This is a genomic window from Rhizobium sp. IY2, from assembly GCF_047532935.1.
Classification (GTDB): Bacteria; Pseudomonadota; Alphaproteobacteria; order Rhizobiales; family Rhizobiaceae; genus Rhizobium; species Rhizobium anhuiense.
On sequence record NZ_JBLKNU010000001.1, the window covers coordinates 303,801 to 328,588 of the forward strand.

28 protein-coding genes are annotated in these 24,788 nt (G+C 61.9%); 25 read left to right on the top strand and 3 right to left on the bottom strand.

Annotated elements, in window-relative coordinates; genetic code table 11:
- Positions 1-252 precede the first annotated feature (252 nt).
- The 16 genes from dnaG (at position 253) to ACMUVN_RS01480 (ending at position 16,881) form a co-directional block, all read left to right on the top strand.
- The gene (gene dnaG, locus ACMUVN_RS01405) at positions 253-2,262 is read left to right on the top strand and encodes a DNA primase (RefSeq protein WP_414814819.1); all 2,010 of its coding nucleotides are present in this window, start codon (positions 253-255) and stop codon (positions 2,260-2,262) included.
- The gene (recQ, locus tag ACMUVN_RS01410) at positions 2,262-4,130 is read left to right on the top strand and encodes a DNA helicase RecQ (RefSeq protein ID WP_132572674.1); all 1,869 of its coding nucleotides are present in this window, start codon (positions 2,262-2,264) and stop codon (positions 4,128-4,130) included. The genes dnaG and recQ overlap by 1 nt, the downstream gene beginning before the upstream one ends.
- A 97-nt stretch (positions 4,131-4,227) precedes the next feature.
- Complete coding sequence (locus ACMUVN_RS01415) at positions 4,228-5,415, top strand: glycine C-acetyltransferase (protein WP_097594202.1); 1,188 nt, start codon at positions 4,228-4,230, stop codon at positions 5,413-5,415.
- A 181-nt stretch (positions 5,416-5,596) separates the two neighbouring features.
- Positions 5,597-6,634, top strand: coding sequence for an L-threonine 3-dehydrogenase (gene tdh / locus ACMUVN_RS01420; RefSeq protein WP_028758333.1), 1,038 nt, complete (start codon positions 5,597-5,599; stop codon positions 6,632-6,634).
- Positions 6,635-6,644: 10 nt separating this feature from the next.
- A complete protein-coding gene (locus ACMUVN_RS01425; protein WP_063474559.1) occupies positions 6,645-6,992 on the top strand; it encodes a GFA family protein in 348 nt (115 codons plus the stop codon).
- A 464-nt stretch (positions 6,993-7,456) separates the two neighbouring features.
- A complete protein-coding gene (gene rpoD, locus ACMUVN_RS01430; RefSeq protein ID WP_047611085.1) occupies positions 7,457-9,514 on the top strand; it encodes an RNA polymerase sigma factor RpoD in 2,058 nt (685 codons plus the stop codon).
- Positions 9,515-9,935: 421 nt separating this feature from the next.
- Positions 9,936-10,229: a GYD domain-containing protein gene (locus ACMUVN_RS01435; protein ID WP_018242976.1), complete on the top strand. Its 294-nt coding sequence runs from the start codon at positions 9,936-9,938 to the stop codon at positions 10,227-10,229.
- Between the two features lie 167 nt (positions 10,230-10,396).
- Positions 10,397-11,137 (top strand): DUF930 domain-containing protein, encoded by a 741-nt coding sequence (locus tag ACMUVN_RS01440; RefSeq protein ID WP_047611083.1) that lies wholly within the window; start codon positions 10,397-10,399, stop codon positions 11,135-11,137.
- Positions 11,138-11,222: 85 nt separating this feature from the next.
- Positions 11,223-12,338 carry a DUF930 domain-containing protein gene (locus ACMUVN_RS01445; RefSeq protein ID WP_414814820.1) on the top strand — a complete coding sequence of 372 codons (1,116 nt, stop codon included), beginning with the start codon at positions 11,223-11,225 and terminating at the stop codon, positions 12,336-12,338.
- Positions 12,339-12,446: 108 nt separating this feature from the next.
- Entirely contained in the window at positions 12,447-12,608 is a 162-nt protein-coding gene (locus ACMUVN_RS01450) for a hypothetical protein (RefSeq protein ID WP_165932205.1), read from the top strand.
- Positions 12,609-12,710: 102 nt separating this feature from the next.
- Positions 12,711-13,508, top strand: coding sequence for an APH(3')-II family aminoglycoside O-phosphotransferase (locus ACMUVN_RS01455; protein ID WP_127430200.1), 798 nt, complete (start codon positions 12,711-12,713; stop codon positions 13,506-13,508).
- A 60-nt stretch (positions 13,509-13,568) separates the two neighbouring features.
- Positions 13,569-14,372: a helix-turn-helix transcriptional regulator gene (locus tag ACMUVN_RS01460; protein WP_132572662.1), complete on the top strand. Its 804-nt coding sequence runs from the start codon at positions 13,569-13,571 to the stop codon at positions 14,370-14,372.
- Positions 14,373-14,455: 83 nt separating this feature from the next.
- Positions 14,456-15,355 carry a DMT family transporter gene (locus tag ACMUVN_RS01465; RefSeq protein WP_028758341.1) on the top strand — a complete coding sequence of 300 codons (900 nt, stop codon included), beginning with the start codon at positions 14,456-14,458 and terminating at the stop codon, positions 15,353-15,355.
- A gap of 3 nt (positions 15,356-15,358) precedes the next feature.
- Entirely contained in the window at positions 15,359-16,051 is a 693-nt protein-coding gene (locus tag ACMUVN_RS01470) for a B3/4 domain-containing protein (RefSeq protein ID WP_097542117.1), read from the top strand.
- A 98-nt stretch (positions 16,052-16,149) separates the two neighbouring features.
- Positions 16,150-16,548 carry a DUF427 domain-containing protein gene (locus ACMUVN_RS01475; protein ID WP_063474565.1) on the top strand — a complete coding sequence of 133 codons (399 nt, stop codon included), beginning with the start codon at positions 16,150-16,152 and terminating at the stop codon, positions 16,546-16,548.
- A 75-nt stretch (positions 16,549-16,623) separates the two neighbouring features.
- On the top strand, positions 16,624-16,881 hold the full coding sequence (locus tag ACMUVN_RS01480) for a DUF6894 family protein (RefSeq protein WP_184389061.1): 258 nt from the start codon (positions 16,624-16,626) through the stop codon (positions 16,879-16,881).
- Between the two features lie 145 nt (positions 16,882-17,026).
- Here the strand turns inward: ACMUVN_RS01480 and ACMUVN_RS01485 are convergent, their stop codons facing one another.
- Positions 17,027-17,272 (bottom strand): DUF6894 family protein, encoded by a 246-nt coding sequence (locus ACMUVN_RS01485; RefSeq protein WP_028756014.1) that lies wholly within the window; start codon positions 17,270-17,272, stop codon positions 17,027-17,029.
- A gap of 133 nt (positions 17,273-17,405) precedes the next feature.
- On the opposite strand from ACMUVN_RS01485, the gene ACMUVN_RS01490 reads away from it, so the two are divergent.
- The 7 genes from ACMUVN_RS01490 (at position 17,406) to ACMUVN_RS01520 (ending at position 22,163) form a co-directional block, all read left to right on the top strand.
- Positions 17,406-18,125 carry a Crp/Fnr family transcriptional regulator gene (locus tag ACMUVN_RS01490; protein ID WP_028756013.1) on the top strand — a complete coding sequence of 240 codons (720 nt, stop codon included), beginning with the start codon at positions 17,406-17,408 and terminating at the stop codon, positions 18,123-18,125.
- Positions 18,126-18,267: 142 nt separating this feature from the next.
- Positions 18,268-19,488, top strand: coding sequence for an MFS transporter (locus ACMUVN_RS01495; protein WP_028756012.1), 1,221 nt, complete (start codon positions 18,268-18,270; stop codon positions 19,486-19,488).
- Between the two features lie 83 nt (positions 19,489-19,571).
- Complete coding sequence (locus ACMUVN_RS01500; protein ID WP_184389064.1) at positions 19,572-20,171, top strand: DUF922 domain-containing Zn-dependent protease; 600 nt, start codon at positions 19,572-19,574, stop codon at positions 20,169-20,171.
- A gap of 111 nt (positions 20,172-20,282) precedes the next feature.
- A complete protein-coding gene (locus ACMUVN_RS01505) occupies positions 20,283-20,636 on the top strand; it encodes a DUF1428 domain-containing protein (RefSeq protein WP_028756010.1) in 354 nt (117 codons plus the stop codon).
- 97 nt (positions 20,637-20,733) lie between these two features.
- Positions 20,734-21,156: a secondary thiamine-phosphate synthase enzyme YjbQ gene (locus ACMUVN_RS01510; protein ID WP_063474569.1), complete on the top strand. Its 423-nt coding sequence runs from the start codon at positions 20,734-20,736 to the stop codon at positions 21,154-21,156.
- A 166-nt stretch (positions 21,157-21,322) separates the two neighbouring features.
- The gene (locus ACMUVN_RS01515) at positions 21,323-21,628 is read left to right on the top strand and encodes a hypothetical protein (RefSeq protein WP_097542121.1); all 306 of its coding nucleotides are present in this window, start codon (positions 21,323-21,325) and stop codon (positions 21,626-21,628) included.
- A 175-nt stretch (positions 21,629-21,803) separates the two neighbouring features.
- Positions 21,804-22,163, top strand: coding sequence for a hypothetical protein (locus tag ACMUVN_RS01520; RefSeq protein WP_018242957.1), 360 nt, complete (start codon positions 21,804-21,806; stop codon positions 22,161-22,163).
- A 329-nt stretch (positions 22,164-22,492) separates the two neighbouring features.
- Here the strand turns inward: ACMUVN_RS01520 and ACMUVN_RS01525 are convergent, their stop codons facing one another.
- A complete protein-coding gene (locus ACMUVN_RS01525; RefSeq protein ID WP_028756007.1) occupies positions 22,493-23,233 on the bottom strand; it encodes an SIMPL domain-containing protein in 741 nt (246 codons plus the stop codon).
- A 328-nt stretch (positions 23,234-23,561) separates the two neighbouring features.
- Here ACMUVN_RS01525 and ACMUVN_RS01530 point away from each other — a divergent pair, with 328 nt between their 5' ends.
- Positions 23,562-24,113: a hypothetical protein gene (locus ACMUVN_RS01530; RefSeq protein WP_097542122.1), complete on the top strand. Its 552-nt coding sequence runs from the start codon at positions 23,562-23,564 to the stop codon at positions 24,111-24,113.
- A gap of 63 nt (positions 24,114-24,176) precedes the next feature.
- On the opposite strand, the gene ACMUVN_RS01535 is transcribed toward ACMUVN_RS01530, so the two are convergent.
- Positions 24,177-24,323, bottom strand: coding sequence for a hypothetical protein (locus ACMUVN_RS01535; protein WP_164735911.1), 147 nt, complete (start codon positions 24,321-24,323; stop codon positions 24,177-24,179).
- 253 nt (positions 24,324-24,576) lie between these two features.
- On the opposite strand from ACMUVN_RS01535, the gene ACMUVN_RS01540 reads away from it, so the two are divergent.
- Entirely contained in the window at positions 24,577-24,765 is a 189-nt protein-coding gene (locus tag ACMUVN_RS01540; protein WP_028756005.1) for a hypothetical protein, read from the top strand.
- The last annotated feature ends 23 nt before the right edge of the window (positions 24,766-24,788 follow it).

The following is a 24,788-nucleotide window of genomic DNA, read 5'->3' on the forward strand; positions in this document are numbered from 1 at the left end:
CTGTTTTTAAAGGATTTAATATGGGAATTCGGCAGGCTTTGGCTCTTTGTGGAGCACTCACGACGGTGCCGTTCCGGATCTGCGAGGACAATAATGTCGCACCCCTGTCGCAGGGGCGATAACGTGTTGTTGATTGGAAAACCGACATCGCAAGCAACCGGTGCACTTGCCTGTGAATAGCGGGTTTTCATGACAAGTTTCGTGGCATGGAGCGGCAAAGCAGCTTATATGGAGCTTGGCCAAGAGGTATAGATGCGCTTTTCCAACACCTTTCTCGATGAGATCCGCGACCGCGTTCCGATTTCGAACGTGATTGCGCGCCGCGTCAGCTGGGACAAGCGCAAGACCAACGTATCGCGCGGCGATTATTGGGCCTGCTGCCCGTTCCACGGCGAGAAATCGCCGAGCTTCCACTGCGAGGACCGAAAGGGCCGCTATCACTGCTTCGGTTGTGGGGTCACCGGCGACCATTTCCGCTTCCTGACCGAACTCGAGGGCCTGAGTTTTCCCGAGGCGGTGCAGCAGATCGCCGATATGGCCGGCATGCCGATGCCGCTGGCCGATCCTGTCATGGAGAAGCGTGAGAAAGAGCGCGGCTCGCTGATCGACGTCATGGAAATGGCGACGCAATTTTTCCAGGACCAGTTGCAGACGGCGAATGGGGCGAGGGCACGCGCCTATCTGCGCGACCGCGGGCTGACGGGACGCACCATCGAGACCTTCCGTCTCGGCTATGCGCCCGACAGCCGCAATGCGCTGAAGGAATTTCTTGCCGGCAAGGGCGTGCTCAAGGAGCAGATCGAGGCCTGTGGCTTGGTCGTCCATGAAAACGTGCCGGTTTCCTACGATCGCTTCCGCGACCGCATTATGTTCCCGATCCTTTCGTCGCGAGAGAAGGTCATCGCTTTCGGCGGCCGCGCCATGTCTGCGGATGCGCCGGCGAAATATCTGAACTCGAACGAGACGGAGCTCTTCCACAAGGGCAATGTTCTTTATAATTTCGCCCGTGCGCGGCGCGCGATCCAGGGACCGGGCCGCGGCGACCCTCAGGATGACAATGCGACAGGCACCATCATCGCCGTCGAAGGTTATATGGACGTGATCGCGCTCTATCAGGCCGGCGTCGAGAATGCCGTTGCGCCGCTTGGCACGGCGCTTACCGAAAACCAGCTCGAACTGCTCTGGAAGATGGTACCGCAACCGGTGCTCTGCTTCGACGGCGACGGGGCCGGTATCCGCGCCGCCAATCGCGCCGCCGAACTGGCGCTGCCGCATCTGAAGCCCGGCCGTTCCGTCCGCTTCGCGCTTCTGCCCGACGGCAAGGACCCCGACGATCTGGTGCGCGACGAGGGCCGCGCGCCCTTCGACAAGGTGATGAGCCAGGCAAAGCCGCTTTCCGAGATGCTGTGGAGCCGGGAGATCAATACCGACAAGTTCGATACGCCCGAGGCGCGCGCCGAACTCGAGGCGCGGCTGAAACAGCTCGTCGCCGTCATCGCCGACGAGAATGTGCGCCGCCACTACCAGCAGGATATTCGCGACCGGCTGAACGCCTTCTTCCAGCCGCAGTTCCAGAACCGCAACAATGGCGAGCGCCGCGGCGGCTTCGCGGGCAATGGCAATTACCGCCCGGGCCGCGACAATGCCGGCAAGGCGGGGCCGAAAAGCCCCAGCATCATTTCCGACCGGCTCGCCCGCTCGGGCCCCGTGCGTGGCCACCGGGACAATACGGCGTTGCGCGAAAGCGTGTTGGCGCTGACCGTCATCAATCATCCCTCGCTGATGATCGACGATTATGACGAAATCGCCGCGATCGACTATGACAGCCGCGAGCTGCAGCGGCTCTGGTCGGCGATGCTCGGGGCTGCCGCTGCCGTCGCCGGCCCGCATCTGACACGCGAATATCTGACCGAACGGTTGGAATTCGAGGGTTTCGGTCCGCTCATCAAGAGCCTCGATCAGCAGGTGCGCAATGCCCGGCTCTGGACGGCGACCGAGGAGGCGGCGATGGAGGATGCGCGCGAAGGCTACCGCCAGGCGCTGGCCTTCCACAAGCGGGCGAAGGCGCTGCGCCGGCAGAAGATCGAACTCGAGCGAGAGATTGCGCTGGCGACCGAAGCCGGCGACGGCGAGGCGATCGTTCAATTGATGCGCGCGCAGCAGGAAGTGCATTTCGAAGGGGTGCGCCTTGAGAACCAGGAGGCGATCATCGATGGCTTCGGGGTGCTTTCCGGCCGCGTCAAAGGGGCGGCGAACCACTGATGTCGCTGACCGAACGCAATGAACCGGGCTTTTCCGCTTCCGGCGCGCTGTTTTCTTCCGGCCGCTCGCCACTCGCTATCCTCAAGCAGGTCTATGGCTATTCCTCCTTCCGCGGCAAGCAGCAGCAGGTGGTCGAACATGTGGTTTCCGGCGGCGACGCCGTCGTGCTCTTTCCCACAGGTGCCGGCAAATCGCTGTGTTTTCAGATCCCGGCGCTTTGCCGCGATGGCGTCGGCATCGTCGTTTCGCCGCTGATTGCGCTGATGCGCGATCAGGTGGAGGCGATGAAGCAGCTCGGCATCCGTGCCGCAGCGCTCAATTCGTCGCTGTCGCGCGAGGAATTCGTCGAGGTTCGTCGCGCGCTCTCGGCAGGCCAGCTCGACCTTCTCTACGTGACGCCCGAGCGCATTCTGACCGACGGGTTCCGCGAGCTGATCGCCAACGAGAAGATCGCGCTCTTTGCCATCGACGAGGCCCACTGCGTCTCGCAATGGGGCCATGATTTCCGGCCGGAATATCGTGCCCTCGGCCGGCTCGGTGAACAATATCCCGGCGTGCCGCGCGTGGCGCTGACGGCGACGGCCGATCCGCATACGCGCGACGACATCATCGAGCGGTTGGGGCTCGATGCCGCGGAGATCTTCACCACCAGTTTCGACCGGCCGAACATTGCCTACGAGATCGTCGAGCGTGACCAGCCGCGCCAGCAGCTCTTGCGGTTCCTCTCCGGACATAAGGGCGACAGCGGCATCGTCTATTGCCTGTCGCGCGCCAAGGTCGAGGATACGGCCGACTGGCTGAACGGGCAGGGCATCCGCGCGCTCCCCTATCATGCCGGCATGGACAGGGCGGTTCGCGACGCCAATCAGGATGCCTTCCTGAAAGAAGAGAATCTTTGCCTGGTCGCCACCGTCGCCTTCGGCATGGGCATCGATAAGCCGAATGTGCGGTATGTCGCCCATCTCGACCTGCCGGGCTCGGTGGAAGCCTATTATCAGGAGACCGGGCGCGCCGGGCGCGACGGCCTGCCGTCGGACGTCTGGATGGCCTATGGCATGGCCGACGTCATCCAGCGCGGCCGGATGATCGACGAGGGCAGTGCCGCCGCCGAGATCAAGCGGGTCGAACGCGCCAAACTCAACGCATTGCTGGCCATCTGCGAGACGGCTTCCTGCCGGCGCCAGGCGATCCTTGCTCATTTCGGCGAAGCGCATGCCGGCCATTGCGGCAATTGCGACACCTGCCTGAAGCCGGTCGAAACCTGGGAGGGCACAGAGGCGGCGATCAAGGCGCTGGCCGCCATCTATCGCACCGGCGAGCGTTTCGGCGCCGGCCATGTCGTCGACGTGCTCCTCGGCAACGTCAACGAAAAGACCGAGCGTTTCGGTCACGCCGAGATGCCGGTCTTCGGTGCCGGCAAGGATATTCCGGCGCGTGTCTGGCAATCCGTGTTCCGTCAGCTGCTCGCCATGGGTCTGATCCGCGTCGATCACGAAGCTTTCGGCGCGCTGAAGCTGGAGCCGGAGGCGCGGGCCGTCTTCAAGCACGAGCGGCAGGTGTTCTTTCGCAAGGACCGCCCGGCCTCGGAGCGGCGTACGAAGAAGGCGGAGCGCGGCGAGCGCAAATCCGGCTTGTCGGGCGCCGATGGCGCTCTCTTCGAAGCGCTGCGGGCCGAGCGCATGGCGATCGCGAAATCGCTCGGCGTGCCGCCCTATGTCGTCTTTCCCGATACGACACTCATCGCCTTCGCCACGGAGAAGCCGCGCAGCCGCAAGGAATTGCTCGCCATATCGGGCGTCGGGCAGGCGAAGCTCGAACGCTACGGCGATGCCTTTCTCGAGATCATTCTCTCGCACGACAAGGGCTGAACGGCTCACGGCTGATCTCGGTCCAGCGCTGAAGAAGACAAGCCGGCGGCGATATGCTAACCCGGCTGGCACGGAAATCTTCACGAAGGGCCGCCCCATGACCTCGCAATTTCTCTCCCACCTCCGCAACGAGATTTCGGTGCTGAAGGATGCCGGCCTCTATAAATCCGAGCGGGTCATCACTTCCAAGCAGGCGGGCGAGATCGGCATTTCCACCGGCGAGCGGGTGCTGAATTTCTGCGCCAACAACTATCTCGGCCTTGCCGACAACGAGGAACTGGCCGAGGCCGGCAAGCAGGCGCTCGACCGCTACGGTTATGGCATGGCTTCGGTGCGCTTCATCTGCGGCACGCAGGAGGAGCATAAGCAACTCGAGGCGCGCATCTCCGCCTTCCTCGGCATGGAAGACACGATCCTCTATTCCTCCTGCTTCGATGCCAATGGCGGCCTGTTCGAAACGCTGCTGTCCGAAGAGGACGCGATCATCTCGGACGCGCTGAACCACGCCTCGATCATCGACGGCGTCAGGCTTTCGAAGGCCAAGCGTTTCCGCTACGCCAACAACGACATGGCAGCACTCGAAGAGGAATTGAAAAAGGCCGAAGGCAGCCGCTTCAAGCTGGTCGCCACCGACGGCGTCTTCTCGATGGATGGCATCATCGCCAATCTCGGCGGTGTCTGCGATCTCGCCGAAAAATACGGCGCGATGGTCATGGTCGATGACAGCCACGCCGTCGGCTTCGTCGGCAAGAACGGCCGCGGTTCGGCCGAACATTGCGGTGTCGAGGGCCGGATCGACGTCATCACCGGCACGCTTGGTAAAGCGCTCGGCGGCGCCTCGGGCGGTTACACTTCGGCCAAGGCTGAAGTCGTCGAATGGCTGCGGCAGCGCTCGCGGCCCTATCTGTTCTCGAACACGCTGGCGCCAGTCATCGCCGCGGCCTCGCTCAAGGTGTTCGATCTCATCGAAAACGGCGATATCTTGCGCAAGCGTCTTTCCGATAATGCCGATCTCTTCCGCACAGAGATGACCAAGCTCGGTTTCACGCTTGCCGGCGAAGGCCATCCGATCATCCCCGTCATGCTGGGTGACGCCAAGCTCGCCCAGGACATGGCGGGCCTGATGCTGAAGAAGGGGATCTATGTGATCGGCTTCTCCTTCCCCGTGGTGCCGAAAGGCCAGGCCCGCATTCGCACGCAGATGTCGGCGGCGCATTCGCGGGCGGATGTGGAGCGGGCGATCGCGGCTTTTGCCGAGGCAGGGCGGGAATTGGGTGTGATTTGAGAATAGGCGATGCTGCCCCTCACCCTAACCCTCTCCCCGCTTGCGGGGAGAGGGGACGTGCCCAACGGACCGCTTGAGAATGCGGAAACGGTGCGGCATATCCCTTCGCCCCGCTTGCGGGGAGAAGGGGCCGGCAGGCGGATGAGGGGCTGCGACAGATACGGGGCCAAGGAATACAGATATGTCGAACATGATGAAGGCACTGGTCAAAGCGAAACCGGAAGTCGGGCTCTGGATGGAGAATGTGCCGGTGCCCGAGGTCGGGCCGAACGATGTGCTGATCCGGGTGAAGAAATCGGCGATCTGCGGCACCGACGTCCATATCTGGAACTGGGACCAGTGGGCGCAGAAGACCATTCCGGTGCCGATGGTGGTTGGCCATGAATTTTCCGGCGAGATCGCCGAGATCGGTTCGGCGGTCACCCGCTATCATGTCGGCGAGCGCGTCTCCGGCGAGGGGCATATCGTCTGCGGCAAGTGCCGCAACTGCCGGGCGGGCAGGGGGCACCTCTGCCGCAACACGCTTGGCGTCGGCGTCAACCGCCCGGGTTCCTTCGGCGAATTCGTCTGCATTCCCGAAAGCAATGTCGTGCCGATCCCGGACGATATATCAGACGAGATCGCGGCAATCTTCGACCCGTTCGGCAATGCCGTGCATACCGCACTCTCCTTCGATCTTGTCGGCGAGGACGTGCTCGTCACCGGCGCCGGCCCGATCGGCATCATGGGCGCGCTCGTCGCCAAGCGATCCGGCGCCCGCAAGGTCGTCATCACCGATATCAATCCGCACCGGCTGGATCTCGCCCGCAAACTCGGCATTGACCACGTCGTCGATGCTTCCAAGGAAAACCTCGCCGATGTGATGAAGGCGATCGGCATGACGGAGGGTTTCGACGTCGGGCTTGAAATGTCGGGAGCGGCCCCCGCCTTCCGCGACATGATCGACAAGATGAACAATGGCGGCAAGATCGCCATTCTCGGCATCGCGCCTGCTGGTTTCGAGATCGACTGGAACAAGGTGATCTTCAAGATGCTCAATCTCAAGGGCATCTATGGCCGCGAGATGTTCGAGACCTGGTACAAGATGATCGCCTTCGTCCAGGGCGGCCTCGACCTTGCGCCCATCATCACCCATCGGATCGGCATCGACGATTTCCGCGATGGCTTCGAGGCGATGCGGTCGGGCAACTCCGGCAAGGTCGTCATGGATTGGATGTGAGGAGGACGACATGATTTATGAAGGAAGCTGCCATTGCGGCAACGTTGCTTTCGAGGTCGAAGGCGAATTCACCGAGGCGCTGGATTGCAACTGCTCGCTCTGCCGCAGGCGGGGCGGGCTTCTCGCCTTCGTGCCGCGTGACAAGCTGGTGCTGAAGACGCCGGAGGCCAATCTCTCGACCTATACTTTCAACAGCCATGTCATCCGGCATCACTTCTGCGCCAATTGCGGCATCGCGCCGTTTGGTGAAGCCGTGACCCCGGATGGCGCGGCGATGGCCTCGATCAATCTGCGCTGCATTCCCGCGGTCGATCTCGGGGCGCTGACGGTGAAGGCCTATGACGGCGCGGCGCGTTAGATTCTTCAGGCTGAAGGCGCATATATCATCGGTACAACTGCAAAAATGGTGGAAATAACGGGTATGGCGGGCAAAATATTTGCTGCCCTTGTCTTTTGTTCGCCGCATCTTAAATAAGGCTTCGCAATCGCTGCCGCGGTTCAAAGCCTGTGGATAAGGCTTTTTCCGATATTTCGTGAGCTTTTTTTCTGGAAAAGCTTGACGAGAACAAAAAATGTGGGAATCACCGTTCGACTTGTTGAAACGGTGAACTGGGTCAAGGCGGATCGCGCAACCATGGCCGGAAATCCAAAAGCAAGAAAGCTTTGCTGTCCGGTGCCGGCGATCGTGGTTAATCAGGCTTTAAATGTCATCCCGTTAGGTGGGCAAAGGTGATTCGAGGGCGGCGCGAGCGACGCGTCAGGCCCTGAGACGGCCCATTCACCGTAGCGAGATTGGATAGCGTCAGGAAGGCGACGATATAAATGGCAACCAAGGTCAAAGAGAACGAAGACGCGGAAGTCGAACGCGACGGCGCAAGCGACGGCCCTCTTCTCGATCTTTCCGACGACGCGGTCAAGAAGATGATCAAGGCCGCCAAGAAGCGCGGCTATGTGACGATGGACGAGCTCAACGCGGTCCTGCCGTCCGAGGAAGTGACGTCCGAGCAGATCGAAGACACGATGTCGATGCTGTCGGACATGGGCATCAATGTCATCGAAGACGAAGAAGCCGAGGAAGCCGGTGCTTCCGGCGGCGGCGATGACGACGACGCCGGTGGCGACGAAGACAGCGAAGGCGGCGAGCTCGCACCTTCGAGCGGCACGGCGCTTGCGACCGCCAAGAAGAAAGAACCGACAGACCGGACAGACGATCCTGTTCGTATGTACCTGCGCGAGATGGGCTCGGTGGAGCTTCTCTCCCGCGAGGGCGAAATCGCGATCGCCAAGCGCATCGAGGCCGGCCGCGAAACGATGATCGCAGGCCTCTGCGAGAGCCCGCTGACCTTCCAGGCGCTGATCATCTGGCGTGACGAACTCAACGAAGGCACGACGCTGCTGCGCGAGATCATCGATCTCGAAACGACCTATTCAGGTCCTGAAGCCAAGGCTGCGCCGCAGTTCCAGAGCCCGGAGAAGATCGAGGCCGACCGCAAGCTCGCCGAGGAAAAGGAAAAGACCCGCCGCGCCCGCTCCGGCGACGACGACATTACCGATGTCGGCGGCGAAGGCCTGCCTCCCGAAGAGGAGGAAGAGGACGAGGACGAATCCAACCTTTCGCTGGCGGCGATGGAAGCCGAGCTTCGCCCGCAGGTGATGGAGACGCTGGATACGATCGCCGAGACCTACAAGAAGCTGCGCAAGCTGCAGGACCAGCAGGTCGAGCAGCGGCTGTCGGCTTCCGGCACGCTGTCTACCGCCCAGGAGCGCCGCTACAAGGAACTCAAGGATGAGCTCATCAAGGCCGTCAAGTCTCTGTCCCTGAACCAGAACCGCATCGATGCTCTGGTCGAGCAGCTCTACGACATCAACAAGCGCCTCGTTTCCAACGAAGGCCGCCTGCTGCGTCTGGCCGAATCCTATGGCGTCAAGCGCGACTCCTTCCTGGAGCAGTACCAGGGCGCCGAGCTCGACCCGAACTGGATGAAGTCGATCGGCAATCTGGCTGCTCGCGGCTGGAAGGAATTCGCCAGGGGCGAAAACACGACGATCCGCGACATCCGCCAGGAAATCCAGAATCTGGCGACCGAGACCGGGATCTCGATCTCGGAATTCCGCCGCATCGTGCATATGGTGCAGAAGGGCGAGCGCGAAGCGCGCATCGCCAAGAAGGAAATGGTCGAAGCAAACCTTCGCCTCGTCATCTCCATCGCCAAGAAGTACACGAACCGCGGCCTGCAGTTCCTCGACCTCATTCAGGAAGGCAATATCGGCCTGATGAAGGCGGTCGACAAGTTCGAATACCGCCGCGGCTACAAGTTCTCGACCTATGCGACATGGTGGATCCGTCAGGCGATCACCCGTTCGATCGCCGACCAGGCCCGCACGATCCGCATTCCGGTGCACATGATCGAGACGATCAACAAGATCGTCCGCACGTCGCGCCAGATGCTGCACGAGATCGGCCGCGAGCCGACGCCGGAAGAACTGGCCGAAAAGCTTGCGATGCCGCTCGAAAAGGTCCGCAAGGTCCTGAAGATCGCCAAGGAGCCGATCTCGCTCGAAACCCCGGTGGGCGACGAAGAAGATTCGCATCTCGGCGATTTCATCGAGGACAAGAACGCGCTGCTGCCGATCGACGCCGCCATCCAGGCGAACCTGCGCGAAACGACGACCCGCGTTTTGGCCTCGCTGACGCCGCGCGAGGAACGCGTCCTGCGCATGCGCTTCGGCATCGGCATGAACACCGACCACACGCTCGAAGAAGTCGGCCAGCAGTTCTCGGTCACCCGAGAACGTATCCGCCAGATCGAGGCTAAGGCGCTGCGCAAGCTGAAGCATCCGAGCCGCTCCAGAAAGCTGCGCTCGTTCCTCGACAGCTGAGCGACGACAAGATCTCTACGATTGCGAAAGCCGGGCTTCATGTCCGGCTTTTTGCTTTCCGTCTTTGTGTCATCCAGTCGTTATCTCGCAACCGGTGTTTCGGTCCCACATTGCTCGCCTCGTCTCAATCTGTGATCTGCTGCCATGTCGAACGTTTAGAGGTCCGCTTTTAGGTGCCACGCGAGCGCGCACTGACGCTCTGTGTACGAAGAAATTTTGTACGCATTCCCAGACGCGGGGTTATCTCGACTTTCTGCACACTTTTGGGCGACATGCCTAATACCAATGATCCCGGCGGCTTTCTTGTCGCTGGGTGGTGACAAGATTATAGTCCGGCCACGGGGGGAGAAATCGATCGCGATGCGCGAGCGAGGACCGGTGCATGCCCGCGTCGGGCGAATCCTCCGTTGGGAGGTGCGAAATGACCACTTACATTGTGTTGATCAACTGGACGGACCAAGGTGTGCGCAACGTTCGCGACTCGTCAAAACGGCTGGATGCGGCGAAGAAATTGCTCGGCGACATGGGCGGCTCCTTCAATCAGTTCTTTCTGACGATGGGCGGCCACGACATGGTGGCTGTCTGCGAAGCGCCTGACGATGCCGTGATGGCGCGGTTTGGCCTCTCGCTCGCGATGGGCGGCAATGTCCGCACCCAGACACTGAAGGCATTCCCGGAGGCCGCCTATCGAGAGATCATCGGCTCACTTGGTTGATCGGGACAAAGGACCGCTATCGGCGGTCATAAGCGTTGCGCAACTCGCGTCAGACTGGCACTGTCGCCCTGTCCTTAATTCCTCGTGGCGTATCGGCAGGGCTCTTGATGAAAGCGTTCCCAGGTTTTATGGCCGCCTTCGATTGTCCGACAGCTGCTTCCTGAGCGATGGCACTGGTGTGGGAAAATCGGGGCGAAGGCATCGAGTGGGGCGCTTTCGCCTCGTTCGCTCTGCATGCCGTCATGCTTGCACTGCTGCTCCTGCTGCTTCCGAGACCTGAGCCGCCGGCACCGTTGCCGGACGACGGCATTACGGTTGATATCGTTCCCGAAGTCGCCAAACCTTCTGCGATAGCGCAGCGGGTCGCGACGCCTGCACCCGCTACGGCAAAGCCGGATGCGAGTGCGCCGGTCCAGGAGATCGCTCCGCCGCATCAGGAGGAGGCGCCGGCGGCCGCGAGGTCGCCTGAAGTGGCTTCCGCCCCTCCGGTGCCGCCGAAGCCTGGTGTATTCGTCCAGGCGGGCCAGCTGTTTTCGGAGACGGTGTTGTCAGATCCGCGCAGCCGCGGCGCCCGCGAGGCGTTGCGCGGCCTTGCCGGCAGCGAGCGCAATCTGCAGCTCTGTGACCTGGAGGCGATGGAGCAGGTCCGCCGCGCGCAGCCGGCGATGGCGCCGGATGCGCTCGCGCCGTATGCGATGGCGGCGGAAAAGGTCAGCGGCAACAGCGTCGAGGTGAAGGGCGGCGCCTTCCGCAGCAAACGGAAGTGGTACAATATTCAGTTCAAATGCGAGCTCAATGCCGCCTCCGGCAAGGTCGCGTCCTTCGCCTTTCTCATCGGCGATGCCATTCCGCAAAGCGAATGGCAGGCGCATGATCTGGTGGCCGACGATGGAGCCGCCGACCAATGACACTATAGCGCCGCGCGTCTTTTCGGACGCGCAAAGGACGCTGTAGCACGTTAGATGGCTGCTGCGATCACGCGGTTTTTTTCTTTTGTGGCTTGATGCTGCCGGCTTTAGAGGCCACATCGCTGCTGTGACAGAAGAAGACGTGGAACCAGCGGAAACGCAGCATGAAACGGGAAAACAGCGGCCTGAAATCCGCTGGGGCATCGTCGCGTCCGTTGTCGCGCATATTCCCATCATTGCTCTTCTGATTTTCGGGCTGCCGAAGATCGATCCGAAGCCCGCGGAAGACGAGAGCGTGAAGGTGGAACTCGTTCCGCCACCGGAGGAAAAGAAGCCGGAGCCCAAGCCCGAGGAAAAACCACCGGAGCCGAAGCCGCCGGAAGAGGCCAAGAAGCAGCCACCACCGCCACCACCGCCACCACCACCACCACCACCACCGCCACCGCCACCGGCGACTAAGAAAGTGCCTCAGCAAGGGAGGCCGATGCCGACCCTGAACCCTGTCATCGAGTTTGGTGATAAGAACAGCGGCCCTGAAAAATCGTTGGAGGGAAAATCTTCTCAAGGCGAAGCCAAACCGGCATCAATTCCACCGGAGCGTGATGCGGAACCGGAGCAGAGGCCGGCACAGGCTGCTGCGGAAAAACCTGAAACCGAGACGCCTGCTTCAAAGCCCGTCCCGGATGATGTGAAGCTTCCAGAGGTTGCGACAACGGAGGTTTCTCCGAAGCCCAATGGGCCGCCGACAGATGTGTCTGGCGAAGCCACGACGAGTATCGAGCAGGCCAAACCACCGGAGCAGACGACCGCTGAAAAGTCGAAAACGGTCGCTAAAAACAACGATCTGCCCAAGGCAAAAACGCTGTTTTCGCGCATGGGAGATGGCAATTTGCTTGCTCAGACTGCGATCGATGGCCTCCCGCGCAAAGAGCGGGTGGCCACGCTCTGCACTACCGAGCTTCAGGCCCAACTCGTTCATGGTTCGCCGAGTTACTTCCCGTCCGCATTGCCCAGTTTCGGGTTGCGAAGCGGGACCGTCCTTGATGTGCCGGATGCAGCCTTTGGCACAGCTAGAGGCTGGTACCATGTTCGCTTCCGTTGCGAGTTGGATGAGGGAGCGACGAAAATCGTGTCGTTTGCCCACGAAGTTGGCGGATTGATCCCCCGCAGTCAGTATGCGAAATATGAAATTCGTGACTAGTCCTCGCGATCCTGGATTGCGGTCTTATCAGGAACAAGCCACGCGCAAGGAACCGCACCTAGCCTCTTCTCATGGCCGTGATGGTTACGGTGAAGAAGGGACAATGATATGTCGAACGAGATCGAGCGTTTTCTTGAGCGTCAGGACGAAGCCGTGAGCGCGCTGTTCCTGGAAAACAAAGGCGACGAGCTGACCGATATTCTGGTGGCTGCTCTGGAAGAGGCTTTTGAAATCCTTCTCGAAGCCGCGCCCCCCGAAACTGTTCATTGAGGTCGCAGAGGGCGTCCAGCGCCGATATGCGCTGACCGATCGTGCCGCTTGCAGTGCATCGCCCTGTCGGGATAATGCGGCAGTGTCAATGGCACGGATATCATGTCGAATTCCCAAGACGATCAACCGCTGGCAGCGGGCGCGCTTGATGCCCGCCTGGCCGGATACCGGTTCGAGCGCGATGCGCTCGGACGTTCTGCGGCGAGCGTCTTCCGGCTCGAAGCTCCCGGATTGCCGACGCTTTATCTGAAGGTCGAACAGGCCGCTCCTTTCGGCGAGTTCGCCGCCGAGGCAGCCAGGCTTCGTTGGCTCAAGGCGTCCGGTCTGCCCTGTCCCGATGTCATAACAGAGGATAGCGACGGTGCGCACAACCGGCTGCTGATCAGCGCGCTGCCGGGTCGTGACCTCGCCAGCGCGTCGGCGCTGACGCCGTTTGCGCGGGTCGAACTGCTGGCGGTAGCCCTTCTCGACCTGCATCGGCTGCCGATCGCATCCTGCCCTTTCGACCATCGGCTGGAGAGACGCATTGCGGCGGCGAAAGCGCGGATGCAGGCCGGCATCGTCGACGAGACCGATTTCGATGAGACGCGGCTTGGAAAGAGTGCCGAAGCCCTGTTTGCCGAACTCGAAAGCAGAAGGCCGGGCCGCGAGGATCTCGTCGTCACCCATGGCGATGCCTGCCTGCCGAATTTCATCGCCTCCGAAAAGGGATTTTCCGGCTATATCGACTGCAGTCGCCTTGGCGTCGCCGACCGCTATCAGGATATCGCGCTTGCCTGCCGCAGCATCGCCTATAATTTCGGCGAGGCGCTGGTGCGGCCCTTCCTCGACCGCTACGGCCTGCCGGCCACGGATCCGGCGAGGCTCGGCTACTATCAACTGCTCGACGAGTTCTTCTAGGCGTTGCCTCCTCTCCCTCCGACTGGCAGAGTGGCCCGTGATCGGACCTGCGGACAGACGATGGCGAAAAACCAGTTCAGGATGTTGCGCTCGGCGCTGATAGGCGTCGAAGCGGTAGAAGCGGAAACGCATCACAGCTTCGCGCGCCACACGCATGAGCAGTTCGGCATCGGCCTGATGTCCGCCGGGGCACAGTCGTCGCTGAGCGGCCGCGGCATGGTGGAGGCTGAGGCCGGCGACATCATCACCGTCAATCCCAATGAAGTGCATGACGGCGCGCCGATCGGCCAGCGACGATCCTGGCGCATCCTCTATTTTGATCCCGCCATCGTCACCGGTCTGGCGCAAGAGATCGGCCAAGACGGGGCAGGGCGATCGGAAATCCCGCATCCCGTCATCCGTAACCGCGCGATCGCCGGCCGCTTCGAAACGCTGTTCCGTGCGGCAACCGACGCCGCGGCGGACGGGCTGCTCTGCGAGCAACTGCTTCTGCAACTCGTCGCCGACGTCATGCGCGAGCGCGGCGGTGCCGAACAGAGGCCGCCGGTGCCGGCGTCGATCCGTGCGGCGCGAGAGCTGATCGATGACGATCCGGTTGCCGCCGTCTCGCTTGCCGATCTCTCCCGGGAAAGTGGGCTCAGCCGCTTCCAGGTGCTGCGTGGTTTTGCCAAGGCGACCGGACTGACACCGCATGCCTATCTCGTCCAGGCCCGCATCCATATCGCGCGGCGGCTGATTGCTCAGGGCATGCCGCTGGCGGAAGCGGCTTTTGCCAGCGGCTTTGCCGATCAGAGCCATATGACGCGCGTCTTCGTGCGCAAATACGGCCTGTCGCCGCGCCTCTATGCCGGCGGCTTTCTCTGAACCTCAGGCTAGGCCTGCAATTTCGTTCAAGACCTTTGACGGGCTCCTGCTGTTTTCTCGGCGCGTCCAACAGGAGACGCTGAATGTCGAGACAGGTTCAAGGTTATCTCTATCTGGCGCTGGCCATGCTGACTGTGGGAAGCACGGTTGTATCAAGCAAACTCATCGCATCAGGCCTGCCGCCGTTCAGCGCCACCGCGTTGCGTTTCGCCATCGCCTTTCCCATCTTTCTCGTGCTGATGCGGGCGACCGGCGCGCGGCTGCCGAAGCTCTCCGGAAAAGACCGCCTCATCCTCGTCATTCAAGCCGGGGCCGGTAGCGTCGGCTATACGACGCTGCTAATTTCTGGCCTCAGCCTGACCTCGGCGGCCGATGCCGGTGTCATCATCGGCACGCTGCCGGTGGTGTCGGCCGCAATCTCCATCCTGCTGCTTGGCGAACGGCCGCAGCGTGGCCTGCTTCTCGCCGTGGCGCTGGCGACGGCAGGCGTGCTGTCGATCGCCGCCACGCCGGAGGCCGCAGGAGGCTCGCTTGCCGGCAATGCGCTGATCTTCCTGGCGGTGGTCTGCGAAGGAGTGTTCATCCTGCTGAACAAAAAACTGAAAACGGAAATCGCGCCGCTTGCCCAGTCGGCGCTGATGACCGGTATTGGCTTCATCGTCGCCGTCATCCCGGCTGTTTTCGAAGCGCCTCTCGCAGAAGGCATGTCGGGAAGCGCGGTCGCCGCCGTCGTCTATTATGCGCTGGTGCCGACCGTCGGCGGATTTCTATTGTGGTATGCGGGGGCGGAGAGGGTGAGCGGCACGGAAGCTGCGCTCTTCACCGCGCTTGCTCCGGTTTCCGCCGTCATGCTTGCCTTCATCATTCTTGGCGAGCCGGTCGGGCTTGGCCAGATCGCCGGCATCGCCTGCGTGCTGGCCGCTGTGCTCGGGCTGGCCTTTGCCGGGAGCCGTGTCGCGGTGAAGCGCGTCGAGGGGAGATAGACCATGCAGTTCAGCCATTCCGATACCATATGGCAGGTCTTTCCGGAGCTTCTCGCCGGTGCGCTCCATGCGGGAGGCATCGATGCGGATGCCAATGTCGAGGAGGCGATCGCAGGTTTCAGTGCGATCGCAGAGGCCCGGCTGGCCGAAACGCAGGAAGGCGAATTCCCCGAAATCCAGGCCTGGCGGCGTGGCTTTTCCCGTATGGGGTTGAAGCCGACGCAATATCGCTGCGCTTCCGAGGCGCTGCTGCGCCGCTTCCGTCAGGACCATGCGCTGCCGCGCCTGCATCCGCTCATCGATCTCTGCAATGCGATTTCGCTCGCTTTTGCCATCCCGATCGCCGTCTTCGACGCCGAAATGATCGTCGGCGATCTCGAGGTTCGGCGGGCTGGGGGTGACGAGACCTATTTGACCTTCGGCGGCGTGAGCGAACATCCGGAGCCGAATGAGGTGATCTTCGCAGACGGGGCGGGGAACGCGCATGCGCGGCGCTGGACGAACCGGCAGAGTGGGCTTTCGGCCGTGCGGCCGGCGACGCGCTCGGTGCTGATCGTTGCCGAGGCCTTGCATGCTTCGGCCGGTGAGGACTTGGAGAGGTTGGTCGCCACGGTGGCCGATGCGCTCGCGCACCATTGGCCGGCGGCGCCGAAAACGGCGATGCTGAGCGTAGAATCGCGGCATTTTGAATTCTAAGGGAGCGACACTTCAGCAAAGGCGGCATTCCAGGCCTTGGGCCGGCAGCGTGCCCGCCCTATCTCCAAGGGGCCGATATCTCCTGGAGACGAACCACCATGTCAGACAAGACGATCAAGATCCCGGGGCCGGACCACCCGATCACCGTCGAGCACAATCCCTCCCGCGTCGTCGTCACGCTCGGCGGCAAGATCATCGCCGATACACACGATGCGCTGACGCTGCGCGAGGCCTCCTATCCGCCGGTGCAGTATATTCCGCGGAGGGATGTGGACATGTCGCTGCTGCAGCGCACCGACCACACCAGCCATTGCCCCTATAAGGGCGATGCCTCCTATTACAGCATCATTGCAGGCGGCGAGCGGTCGAAGAATGCCGTCTGGACCTATGAGGCGCCGAATGCCGCGGTCAGCAATATCAAGGACCATCTCGCCTTCTACCCCGACCGTGTCGACGGTATCGAGGAAATGGCCTCTCCGGAAGCCGGCACCTTCTGACGACGCCCATTGCAGCCGTTCCGGCGGAACATGTTTGCCGCCGGCCCGTTAGGCTCATCTAGCGGGGGATGTGTCGTGCCGAAATTCTACTTTCAGCTTTTCGATCGGGATGGCGTCGGGGCGACCGAGACGGGATATGATTTCGACTCCATCGAGGCTGCCAAAGCGGAGGCGCGGCGCGTGCTCGCGGAGATGGCGGCCGAAGGCCTGCCGGCTGCGCCTTTGAATATGCTGTCGGTGGAACTCTTCGATGAAAGCCGGCGGCCGCTGGCGGAAATCCGGCTGGTTCTCGAAGAAATTTCGAAAGAGCCGCGATCGGCGCGCCGGCCTTGAATAGCTGTCGATCGAGCCGAAGCAATCGAAAGACTATGTCAAATTTAATTGTCGGCTATGAAGACGGGTCTTAGCGTCGCGTCACAATCGACCGAGTCGGATTGATGCGTATGTGTGACCGGCGGCAGCCCTTGAACGGCGGCCGCTATCGCAAGATGTCGAGCCATTCATTGTTGAAGACGAGGCTGGCAACCGTGACCGGATCGCCTTTCTCGTTGCGAACGGTGACGGCGATCGTCATGCGGTCACCCGCAGGCAGTTCGTCCCGGGCCACATCCAGCAGGATGCGGGTCACTTCCTTCGGAATGTCTTCACGAGATCTGAGCTCGGTGCCGTGCTCATCGCGCGTGGGACCTTCCCCGTTGTGTAGATCGAAATAGTAGCGAGCCATGGTTTTTCCCTACGCGTTAGAGGGGAAATCACAGATGAAGACAATTGTTCCCGAGGCTAGGCATTGATTCTTATAGAAAAACTGGGTTGCATCGAAATCGGTCGGGCCCCTCGCGATATCGGGGGGCAGGCCCTTGATTGAATCCCTGCTGCTCAACCTTGGAAGCCGCGATGTGCTGTCGGATGAAGAGGAAAGCCATCTCAGGGCGATCATCGTCAAAGACAGGTATTTTGCTGCCGGGGAGGATCTCGTCTCCGAAGGAAGCAGGCCTGGCTACAGCACGCTACTGCTCGACGGTTTTGCGGCGCGCTACAAGGTGATGGCCGACGGCAGCCGCCAGATCACGGCGCTGCATGTCGCCGGCGATTTCGTCGATCTGCACGCTTTCCCGATCAAGAAGATGGATCACGGCATCGTTGCGCTGTCGTCCTGCCATGTCGCCTTTGCCGATCACGCCGACCTCAGGGCGATCACCGAGCGCATGCCGCACCTGACCCGGCTGCTCTGGCTCGACACGCTGGTCGATGGCGCCATTCACCGGGAATGGATCGTCGCCATGGGCCGGCGCTCCAAACGCGCCCATATCGCTCACCTCGTCTGCGAACTCTTCGTGCGGCTGCAGGTGGTGAAGCGGACGCGCGGCGCAAGCTTCCAGTTTCCGTTGACGCAGATCGAGATGGCCGACGTACTCGGCGTTTCCGTCGTCCATCTGAACAAGACGCTGCAGGCGTTGAGGCGCGAGGGGGTGTTCACCTGGGAGAACCGGACGATCACCATCGTCGACTGGGAACGCCTGCAGGAAATCGCCGAATTCGACCCCGGCTATCTCAGCATCTCCAGGGAACCGCGCTAACTTTGTGAGGCCGAGCATTGCACAATCCGGTGACAACAGCTCATTGCAATTGACAAACCATTTATTGGGGCAGAACACGTGCCAATATTTTTGAAAACCCCATGAAGGCCACGGCTTCGCCGCGTCGGCCGGTGATATCGCAATGGACATATCCCAAAGCCCGGGGAGCGTTCTTCGCCACCCCGGCTATCTGAACTTCGCCGCCTCCCGCGTCTTTTCCTCGCTTTCCTTCCAATCCATCGGCATCGCCATGGGCTGGATGATTTACGATCAGACGCACAGCGCCTTTGCGCTCGGCCTCGTCGGCTTCTGCCAGTTCCTGCCGATGGCGGTGCTGACCTTTGTCGTCGGCCATGTCGCCGACCGGTTCGACCGGCGGCGCATCGGGCTTGTCTGCCAGTTGATCGAGGCGGTGACGGCGCTGGTGCTGGCGATCGCCACCTGGCAGCAATGGCTGACGCCGGCCGGCATCCTTGCCGCCGTCACCGTGCTTGGCGCCGTCGTCGCCTTCGAGCGGCCGACCATGGCGGCGCTGCTGCCGAATATCGTGCCGGCCTCGATGCTGCAGAAGGCGGTCGCCACCTCCACCTCGATGATGCAGACGGCGCTGATCATCGGCCCCTCGCTCGGCGGCCTGCTCTATGGCCTTCATCCCGTGGCGCCCTTTGCCATCGCGGCGCTGCTGTTTGCCGTTGCGAGCTTCAATGTCATTTCGATCCGCATGCAATGGAGCCCTGCCAGGCGCGAGCCGGTGACGCTTGCTTCCGTCTTTGCCGGCGTCTCCTTCATCCGCAGCCGGCCTGTCATGCTCGGCACGATCTCGCTCGATCTCTTCGCGGTGCTGCTCGGCGGCGCCACCGCGCTGTTGCCGATGTTTGCCCGCGATATCCTGCATGCCGGCCCCTGGGGCCTCGGCCTGCTGCGCGCAGCGCCGGCAATCGGCGCGCTCGCCATGTCGATCGTGCTTGCCCGCCGGCCGCTCGAAAGCAATGTCGGGCGCAAGATGCTGGCCGCCGTCGCGGTGTTCGGCGTCGCCACCATCGTCTTCTCGCTCTCCACCAATATTGCGCTTTCCGTCGCGGCGCTGCTTGTCGTCGGCGCCTCCGATACGGTGAGCGTTGTCGTGCGCAGCTCGCTGGTACAGCTTCTGACGCCGGACGAGATGCGTGGCCGTGTCAGCGCCGTCAACTCGCTGTTCATCGGTACCTCCAACCAGCTCGGCGAATTCGAATCCGGCATGATGGCTGCAGCCCTCGGGCCGGTCGCCACCGGCGTCGTCGGCGGGCTCGGCACGATCGTCGTCGTCGTCCTGTGGATGCGGCTCTTCCCCGATCTCACCAGGGTCAAGACGCTGCAGGGCTGATGCTTGCGCCTCGTTTAACCGCGTTGAAAGACGGGAGCGGTCCCATTAGGTTCGGCGGCGGGAATCATTTGGCGGGGCGGCGCGTGACGAGACATTTCCTATCTTCTGCGCTGACGGCGTTTTTCGCGTTGGCGCCGGCGGCAGCGCTGGCCGAATGGCAGGCGGTCGAGGAGGTGCGGCCCTATTCGATATCGGGCAAGACCGGGGCCGAACTCTACGAATCGATCGGGGCGCGGGGACCGAAGGCCGGGGTCACGGGCCGGGTGATCGCGCATACGACATTCAAGCTGACCTGGACGAGGAAATACGAACCGCAGGGCAATGCGTGTGTGATCGTGACCAACCGGCCGAAGCTCATCATCACCTACACGCTGCCGAAGCCGGCGAGCGAGCTGCCGGCGGCCGTCGACAGCAGCTGGCAGGCCTTCATATCGGGTGTTGCGGCCCATGAACGGGTGCATGGCGTGACCATCAAGGAAATGGTCAAGGAAATCGAGGCGACGAGCATCGGCCTCACCGTTGCCGATGACCCCGATTGCAAGAAGATCCGGGTCGAGCTGACCCGGCGCCTCGGCGAGATCTCGATGCGCCAGCGCCAGCGCGGCCGCGACTTCGACAAGATCGAAATGGGTGACGGCGGCAATATCCAGCAACTGATCTTGACGCTGGTGAATGGTCCCTGATCGGGCCGAAGCTGATAGCGCGGCGCGGTCAACCACTCGCCACCGGGCTGGACCCGCTCGGCAAGGCTCCTATCTCCCCCGCAATAACAGACACATGAGAGGAGGAGTGCAATGTCCTATGTCGATGGTTTCATCGTCGCGGTGCCGAAGGAGAATGTCGGGGCCTACAAGAAGTTCTCGACCTTTGCCGGCACGATCTGGAAGGAATATGGCGCCCTCGAATATGTCGAGTGTATCGGCGACGACGTGCCCTATGGCGAACTGACCTCCTTTCCCCGCGCCGTGCAGGCGAAGGCGGATGAGGTGGTGGTGTTTTCCTGGATCGTCTACGGCTCGCGCCGGGAGCGCGACGATATCAATGCCAAGGTGATGGAGGATCCGAGGCTCAAGGGCGACCAATGGCAGATGCCGTTCGACGGCAAGCGGATGATCTATGGCGGCTTCGAGATGCTGCTCAAGCTCTGATGGCGCCAGGCAACCTTTGACTTCCCCCGGCAAGCTTGACTCGCCGCCAGCGGTGCGCCAACTCGCGGGGAATGTCATTGCGAGATGGGAGAGCGCCTTGCCCCAGACGATCCTTAGCCTGTCCACACGCGGACAGGGCCTTTACGAATTCACCGACCAGGCGAGCGCTTTCGTCAACGCCTCGGGGCGGGAGGAGGGGCTTCTGACCGTCTTCGTGCGCCACACATCCTGTTCGCTGCTGATCCAGGAAAATGCCGATCCCGATGTGCGCACCGATCTTCTCTCCTTCTTCCGCCGCCTCGTGCCGCCGGCCTCCGATCCTCAGATGAGCTGGATCGTGCACAGGGCCGAGGGGCCGGATGATATGCCGGCGCATATCAAGGCGGCGCTGACGCAGGTCTCCATCGGCATTCCCGTCGCCAGGGGGCGGCTGATGCTCGGCACCTGGCAGGGGCTCTATCTCTTCGAACATCGAGACCGGCCGCACCGGCGCGAGATCGTGCTGCATCTCAGCCCCTGAACATCGAAAGAGAGAGTCGATAGTGCCGGAAACCGCCGACGTTTTCGGCATCATGCTGTTGTGAATGCAAACTGAATGCCCGGTTCGAACACCATTCATTTTGCAACGTTTACTGTCGACACAATCCCTGAAGGGAGAGCCTGGAATTCAATCGACGGAGACATCCATGACGCATTTCCTCACCAAGGCTTCGCTTGCCGCTCTGCTCGCCCTCTGCACCATTCCGGCCACTGTTTCCACGGCCGCCGCCGCGGGGCCGCAGACGAGCTTCGTCGTCGAGGCACAATACCATCGGCCGATCCGCGGCTGCTCGCCGATACACGCCGTGAATAAGGCGCGCGATTTCGGCCTGCGGAGAGCCCATGTCACCCGCCTGTCGCCGCGCGTCGTCGTCGTCGCAGGGCGCGACCGTCGCGGCTGGGACAGAATGGTCTTCGCGAATGTCCGCGGCTGCCCGCTGATCCGGCGCTGAGGACTGCGGTCGGAGGCGCCGAAGCGGCGCTTCCGGTCCGTTTTGCCTTGACGGCGACACTTTCAGCCGTCTCTTCTCTGATCTGTATGAGTGATTCTCAAATGACGCTTCGGCGTAATGTGGAGAGTGGGGAGGGCGGCTCGACCGCTCCGACTTTCAAACGAAAGGTTTTTCGATGATGCAGTTTTTGGCAAAGGCGGGTCTTGCCGTCATGCTGACAGCCGGCACTCTTGCCGGCACGGTGGCCCCGGCCGCCGCCCAGTTGAATATCATTATCGGCGAGCCGGACCGTGGTCCGCCACAGGATTACCGCCGTCCGCCTCCGGGCTATGACCGTCCGCCTCCGGGCTACGGCCGCCCGTCGCGCGGCTGCAATCCGCAGCTCGCCGAAAATCTCGCCCGGGATTACGGCTTCCGCCGCGCCCGCGTCGTCGACATCACCCCGCGCCGCGTGATCGTCCAGGGCTGGACGCGTCGTGGTCCCGATGAAATGAGCTTCGGCAACGTGCGCGGCTGCCCCGCCCTGCGCCGCTGATATCAAGTAGAATACCGCCTCGTCTCCCCGATGCGGCGGCCAGAACCGCCTTTGCCAGTCTTCCCGGATCGGCAAGGGCGGTTTTCTTTTTGAAAGACTTTTTACAGCGCTGCGGGTCTGAAAAGACGCCGAGCGCTCCGTTTAATGACAAATCTCGCTCGCCCCGCCTCATCCTCGGAATTGTGCCACTGCTGTCCGGTTTACGCGGATAGAGGGCTGCCTCTCGTCGATCTCCAAGCGGTGGGAGGTCGTGTCACGCTGAACCCTTGCTCGTGTATTGTCGGCAGCCTGAGCACCGCACGTTTCTTCAAACGCGCGGTGCTCTCCTTTTACTGCTCGATGGCGAAAGTCACGGTGACGCTGACATTGTAATTATTCTCGCCGCCCTGGACGGGAACGGCAGTGTCGGAGGTCTCTTTCATCATCGTGGCGCGATAGACCGGCTGCGGCATGGCGCGCGGCACATTCTCGTTGATCTCGAGGATGCGGCCGAGCTTGACGCCGGCGGCTTCGCTCAGCGTCTTCGCCTTCTTGACGGCATCGGCGACGGCATCCTTGCGTGCCTCTTCGAGAGTGGCTTCCGGTTTGTCGTTGGTGAACTGGATGTCACCGCCTTGGTTGATGCCGAGGGTGACGGCCTGATCGATCACCTGGCCGAGCTTGGCGAGATCGCGCAGCCTGACGGTGACCGAATTGATGGTCTGGTAGCCGACCAGTTGCGGCTGTTGCTGCTGGCCGTCGACGGGCTGCGGATAATTGTATTGTGGTTGGATGGAAAAGCCGGAGGTCTGCAGATCGCGCTCGGCGATGCCGCCGCTCTTCAGCGCGGTCAGCACGTCGTTCATCGCCTTGTTGTTCTCGTCGAGCGCTTCGCGGGCGGTTTTCGCCTGTTTGACGACGGCAAGATTGAGGACGGCCATATCGGGCGCTGCGGACGATTCGCCGTCGCCCGTCACCGAGATCACCGGCTCGCGCGGCTTTACCTCCTGCGCGAATGCCGGCGCTGCGGCGGTCAGCGGCAGGGCCAGAAGGGCAGTCATCAGAACAGTTCTGGTGTAGATCGGCGCCATGTTTTCATTCCTTGGTTGTCGTTTCCCTGAACAGCTTTCTGTCGGTTGATTGTGAAGCTATTGCGGCGGAAAAGACAGGCGCATGCGCATCGCGAGAAAAATGTGGAGTAACGAGGAGAGGATATGCCGCGGTCACCCTCTCTGCCCTGCCGGGCAGAGGGGCTCACACGGCACACCGGTAAAGCGCAGGCAAACGATACTTCGCCTCGCATCAACCGACGTGACGACGCCACCGCTTCCCAAATTCCGCAAACCTGATAGCAAATATGGCGGGTTAAGGAACAAGCGGCGGCCGCACAGCACATCGTGCGGCCGGCAAGGGGGCAGCATGCGATTCTTGGCAATTCTTTCGATCAGCCTCGCCGTCGATCTGGCGGGCTGCTCTCAGGTGGCGGAAAAGGCGGAGAATGCCGCCAACCGCTCTTACACCAGCTATGCGCTGGGCAAGCCCTATGCGGAGGTCGCCAATCTCGGCCAGTCGCCGATGGCGCGGCTTTCCGGCTCGGAAGCGACCTTCGGGCCGATGATCGGTGCGACGTCATTGACGAACGGCATGACGATCTACCGGCACATGGCGCCCGGCGCCAAGACCGAAACCGGCACGAATTTCGTCGGTCTGGTCGGCAGCTCCACCGTTTCGCAGAACAACCGACTTTCCTATTTCCTGGTGGGCGCCGACGGGGTCGTCAAGGATTGGGCGACTGGCTCGGTACAGGGCAACGCCAGCGACTGCGTGCAATATATCGGAGGCATCATCAACCGCTGCACCGACATGCGGCAGCTCCAGGCTTCGCTGGCGCTCTACGACATGCGCGTGGCGACCAAGGCCGGCCAAGCCATTTCCAGCTGGGGTGAACCGGCTGCACCCGCAGTGAACTAAGGACGCGCGCCGGCGAGGGTAGGGGCGTTTCCCTACCCGTTGGCCGGGGAATGTATTGGACGCTTAGGCGCCGAAATCGTCCATGAAGGATGGATGGATGGCGGGCTGGCGCTCTTCGCGTGCGGCGCGAATGCGCTGGGGAACCGCACCGAGACCGGAGACGAAGCGGGTCAGGAGATTGCGGTGGAAAAGTCTCTGTATGGCACTCATGGCAATTCACTCATTCTTTTTTTTGTTAGCCGACAGCATATATTTTGCCCAGACTGCCGGAACAATGGGCAATTTCACATGACAGTTATGCGACAGTGCATGGCTTGAGGAGATGGCCTGCACGCTGATCACATTGGCGTTAGATCGGGCCGCTAAGGCCGGTCGGCCACGATAAATCCTCGTCTGTCGTCGCCGTGGCGTGGTAGATTGCCCGCTTGGGGTAAAACGATACCCCTCCGAAGGAGAAGCTCAGATGAACCGATTTTTCGCATTTATCGCGACCGGAACGCTGATCAGCCTTGCCTCGATCATCTCGGCCTGCACTTCGTCCGGAAGCGTCGACCAAACCTCCTCGATCGGCTACTACCACGAGGATCTGCCGCTCAACCCAGCCTGCGGTGGTGGGTTCAGGCCGAGCGATGGGCGTTCTTGCAGCTATTAGAAATCTGCGCCGATCGGGCATGA

Bases quoted from the DNA above. Each gene is read 5' to 3' on its own strand.
- dnaG (WP_414814819.1), top strand. From the start codon at position 253: ATGCGCTTTTCCAACACCTTTCTCGATGAGATCCGCGACCGCGTTCCG.
- recQ (WP_132572674.1), top strand. From the start codon at position 2,262: ATGTCGCTGACCGAACGCAATGAACCGGGCTTTTCCGCTTCCGGCGCG.
- ACMUVN_RS01415 (WP_097594202.1), top strand. From the start codon at position 4,228: ATGACCTCGCAATTTCTCTCCCACCTCCGCAACGAGATTTCGGTGCTG.
- tdh (WP_028758333.1), top strand. From the start codon at position 5,597: ATGTCGAACATGATGAAGGCACTGGTCAAAGCGAAACCGGAAGTCGGG.
- ACMUVN_RS01425 (WP_063474559.1), top strand. From the start codon at position 6,645: ATGATTTATGAAGGAAGCTGCCATTGCGGCAACGTTGCTTTCGAGGTC.
- rpoD (WP_047611085.1), top strand. From the start codon at position 7,457: ATGGCAACCAAGGTCAAAGAGAACGAAGACGCGGAAGTCGAACGCGAC.
- ACMUVN_RS01435 (WP_018242976.1), top strand. From the start codon at position 9,936: ATGACCACTTACATTGTGTTGATCAACTGGACGGACCAAGGTGTGCGC.
- ACMUVN_RS01440 (WP_047611083.1), top strand. From the start codon at position 10,397: ATGGCACTGGTGTGGGAAAATCGGGGCGAAGGCATCGAGTGGGGCGCT.
- ACMUVN_RS01450 (WP_165932205.1), top strand. From the start codon at position 12,447: ATGTCGAACGAGATCGAGCGTTTTCTTGAGCGTCAGGACGAAGCCGTG.
- ACMUVN_RS01455 (WP_127430200.1), top strand. From the start codon at position 12,711: ATGTCGAATTCCCAAGACGATCAACCGCTGGCAGCGGGCGCGCTTGAT.
- ACMUVN_RS01460 (WP_132572662.1), top strand. From the start codon at position 13,569: ATGGCGAAAAACCAGTTCAGGATGTTGCGCTCGGCGCTGATAGGCGTC.
- ACMUVN_RS01465 (WP_028758341.1), top strand. From the start codon at position 14,456: ATGTCGAGACAGGTTCAAGGTTATCTCTATCTGGCGCTGGCCATGCTG.
- ACMUVN_RS01470 (WP_097542117.1), top strand. From the start codon at position 15,359: ATGCAGTTCAGCCATTCCGATACCATATGGCAGGTCTTTCCGGAGCTT.
- ACMUVN_RS01475 (WP_063474565.1), top strand. From the start codon at position 16,150: ATGTCAGACAAGACGATCAAGATCCCGGGGCCGGACCACCCGATCACC.
- ACMUVN_RS01485 (WP_028756014.1), bottom strand. From the start codon at position 17,272: ATGGCTCGCTACTATTTCGATCTACACAACGGGGAAGGTCCCACGCGC.
- ACMUVN_RS01495 (WP_028756012.1), top strand. From the start codon at position 18,268: ATGGACATATCCCAAAGCCCGGGGAGCGTTCTTCGCCACCCCGGCTAT.
- ACMUVN_RS01505 (WP_028756010.1), top strand. From the start codon at position 20,283: ATGTCCTATGTCGATGGTTTCATCGTCGCGGTGCCGAAGGAGAATGTC.
- ACMUVN_RS01515 (WP_097542121.1), top strand. From the start codon at position 21,323: ATGACGCATTTCCTCACCAAGGCTTCGCTTGCCGCTCTGCTCGCCCTC.
- ACMUVN_RS01520 (WP_018242957.1), top strand. From the start codon at position 21,804: ATGATGCAGTTTTTGGCAAAGGCGGGTCTTGCCGTCATGCTGACAGCC.
- ACMUVN_RS01525 (WP_028756007.1), bottom strand. From the start codon at position 23,233: ATGGCGCCGATCTACACCAGAACTGTTCTGATGACTGCCCTTCTGGCC.
- ACMUVN_RS01530 (WP_097542122.1), top strand. From the start codon at position 23,562: ATGCGATTCTTGGCAATTCTTTCGATCAGCCTCGCCGTCGATCTGGCG.
- ACMUVN_RS01535 (WP_164735911.1), bottom strand. From the start codon at position 24,323: ATGAGTGCCATACAGAGACTTTTCCACCGCAATCTCCTGACCCGCTTC.
- ACMUVN_RS01540 (WP_028756005.1), top strand. From the start codon at position 24,577: ATGAACCGATTTTTCGCATTTATCGCGACCGGAACGCTGATCAGCCTT.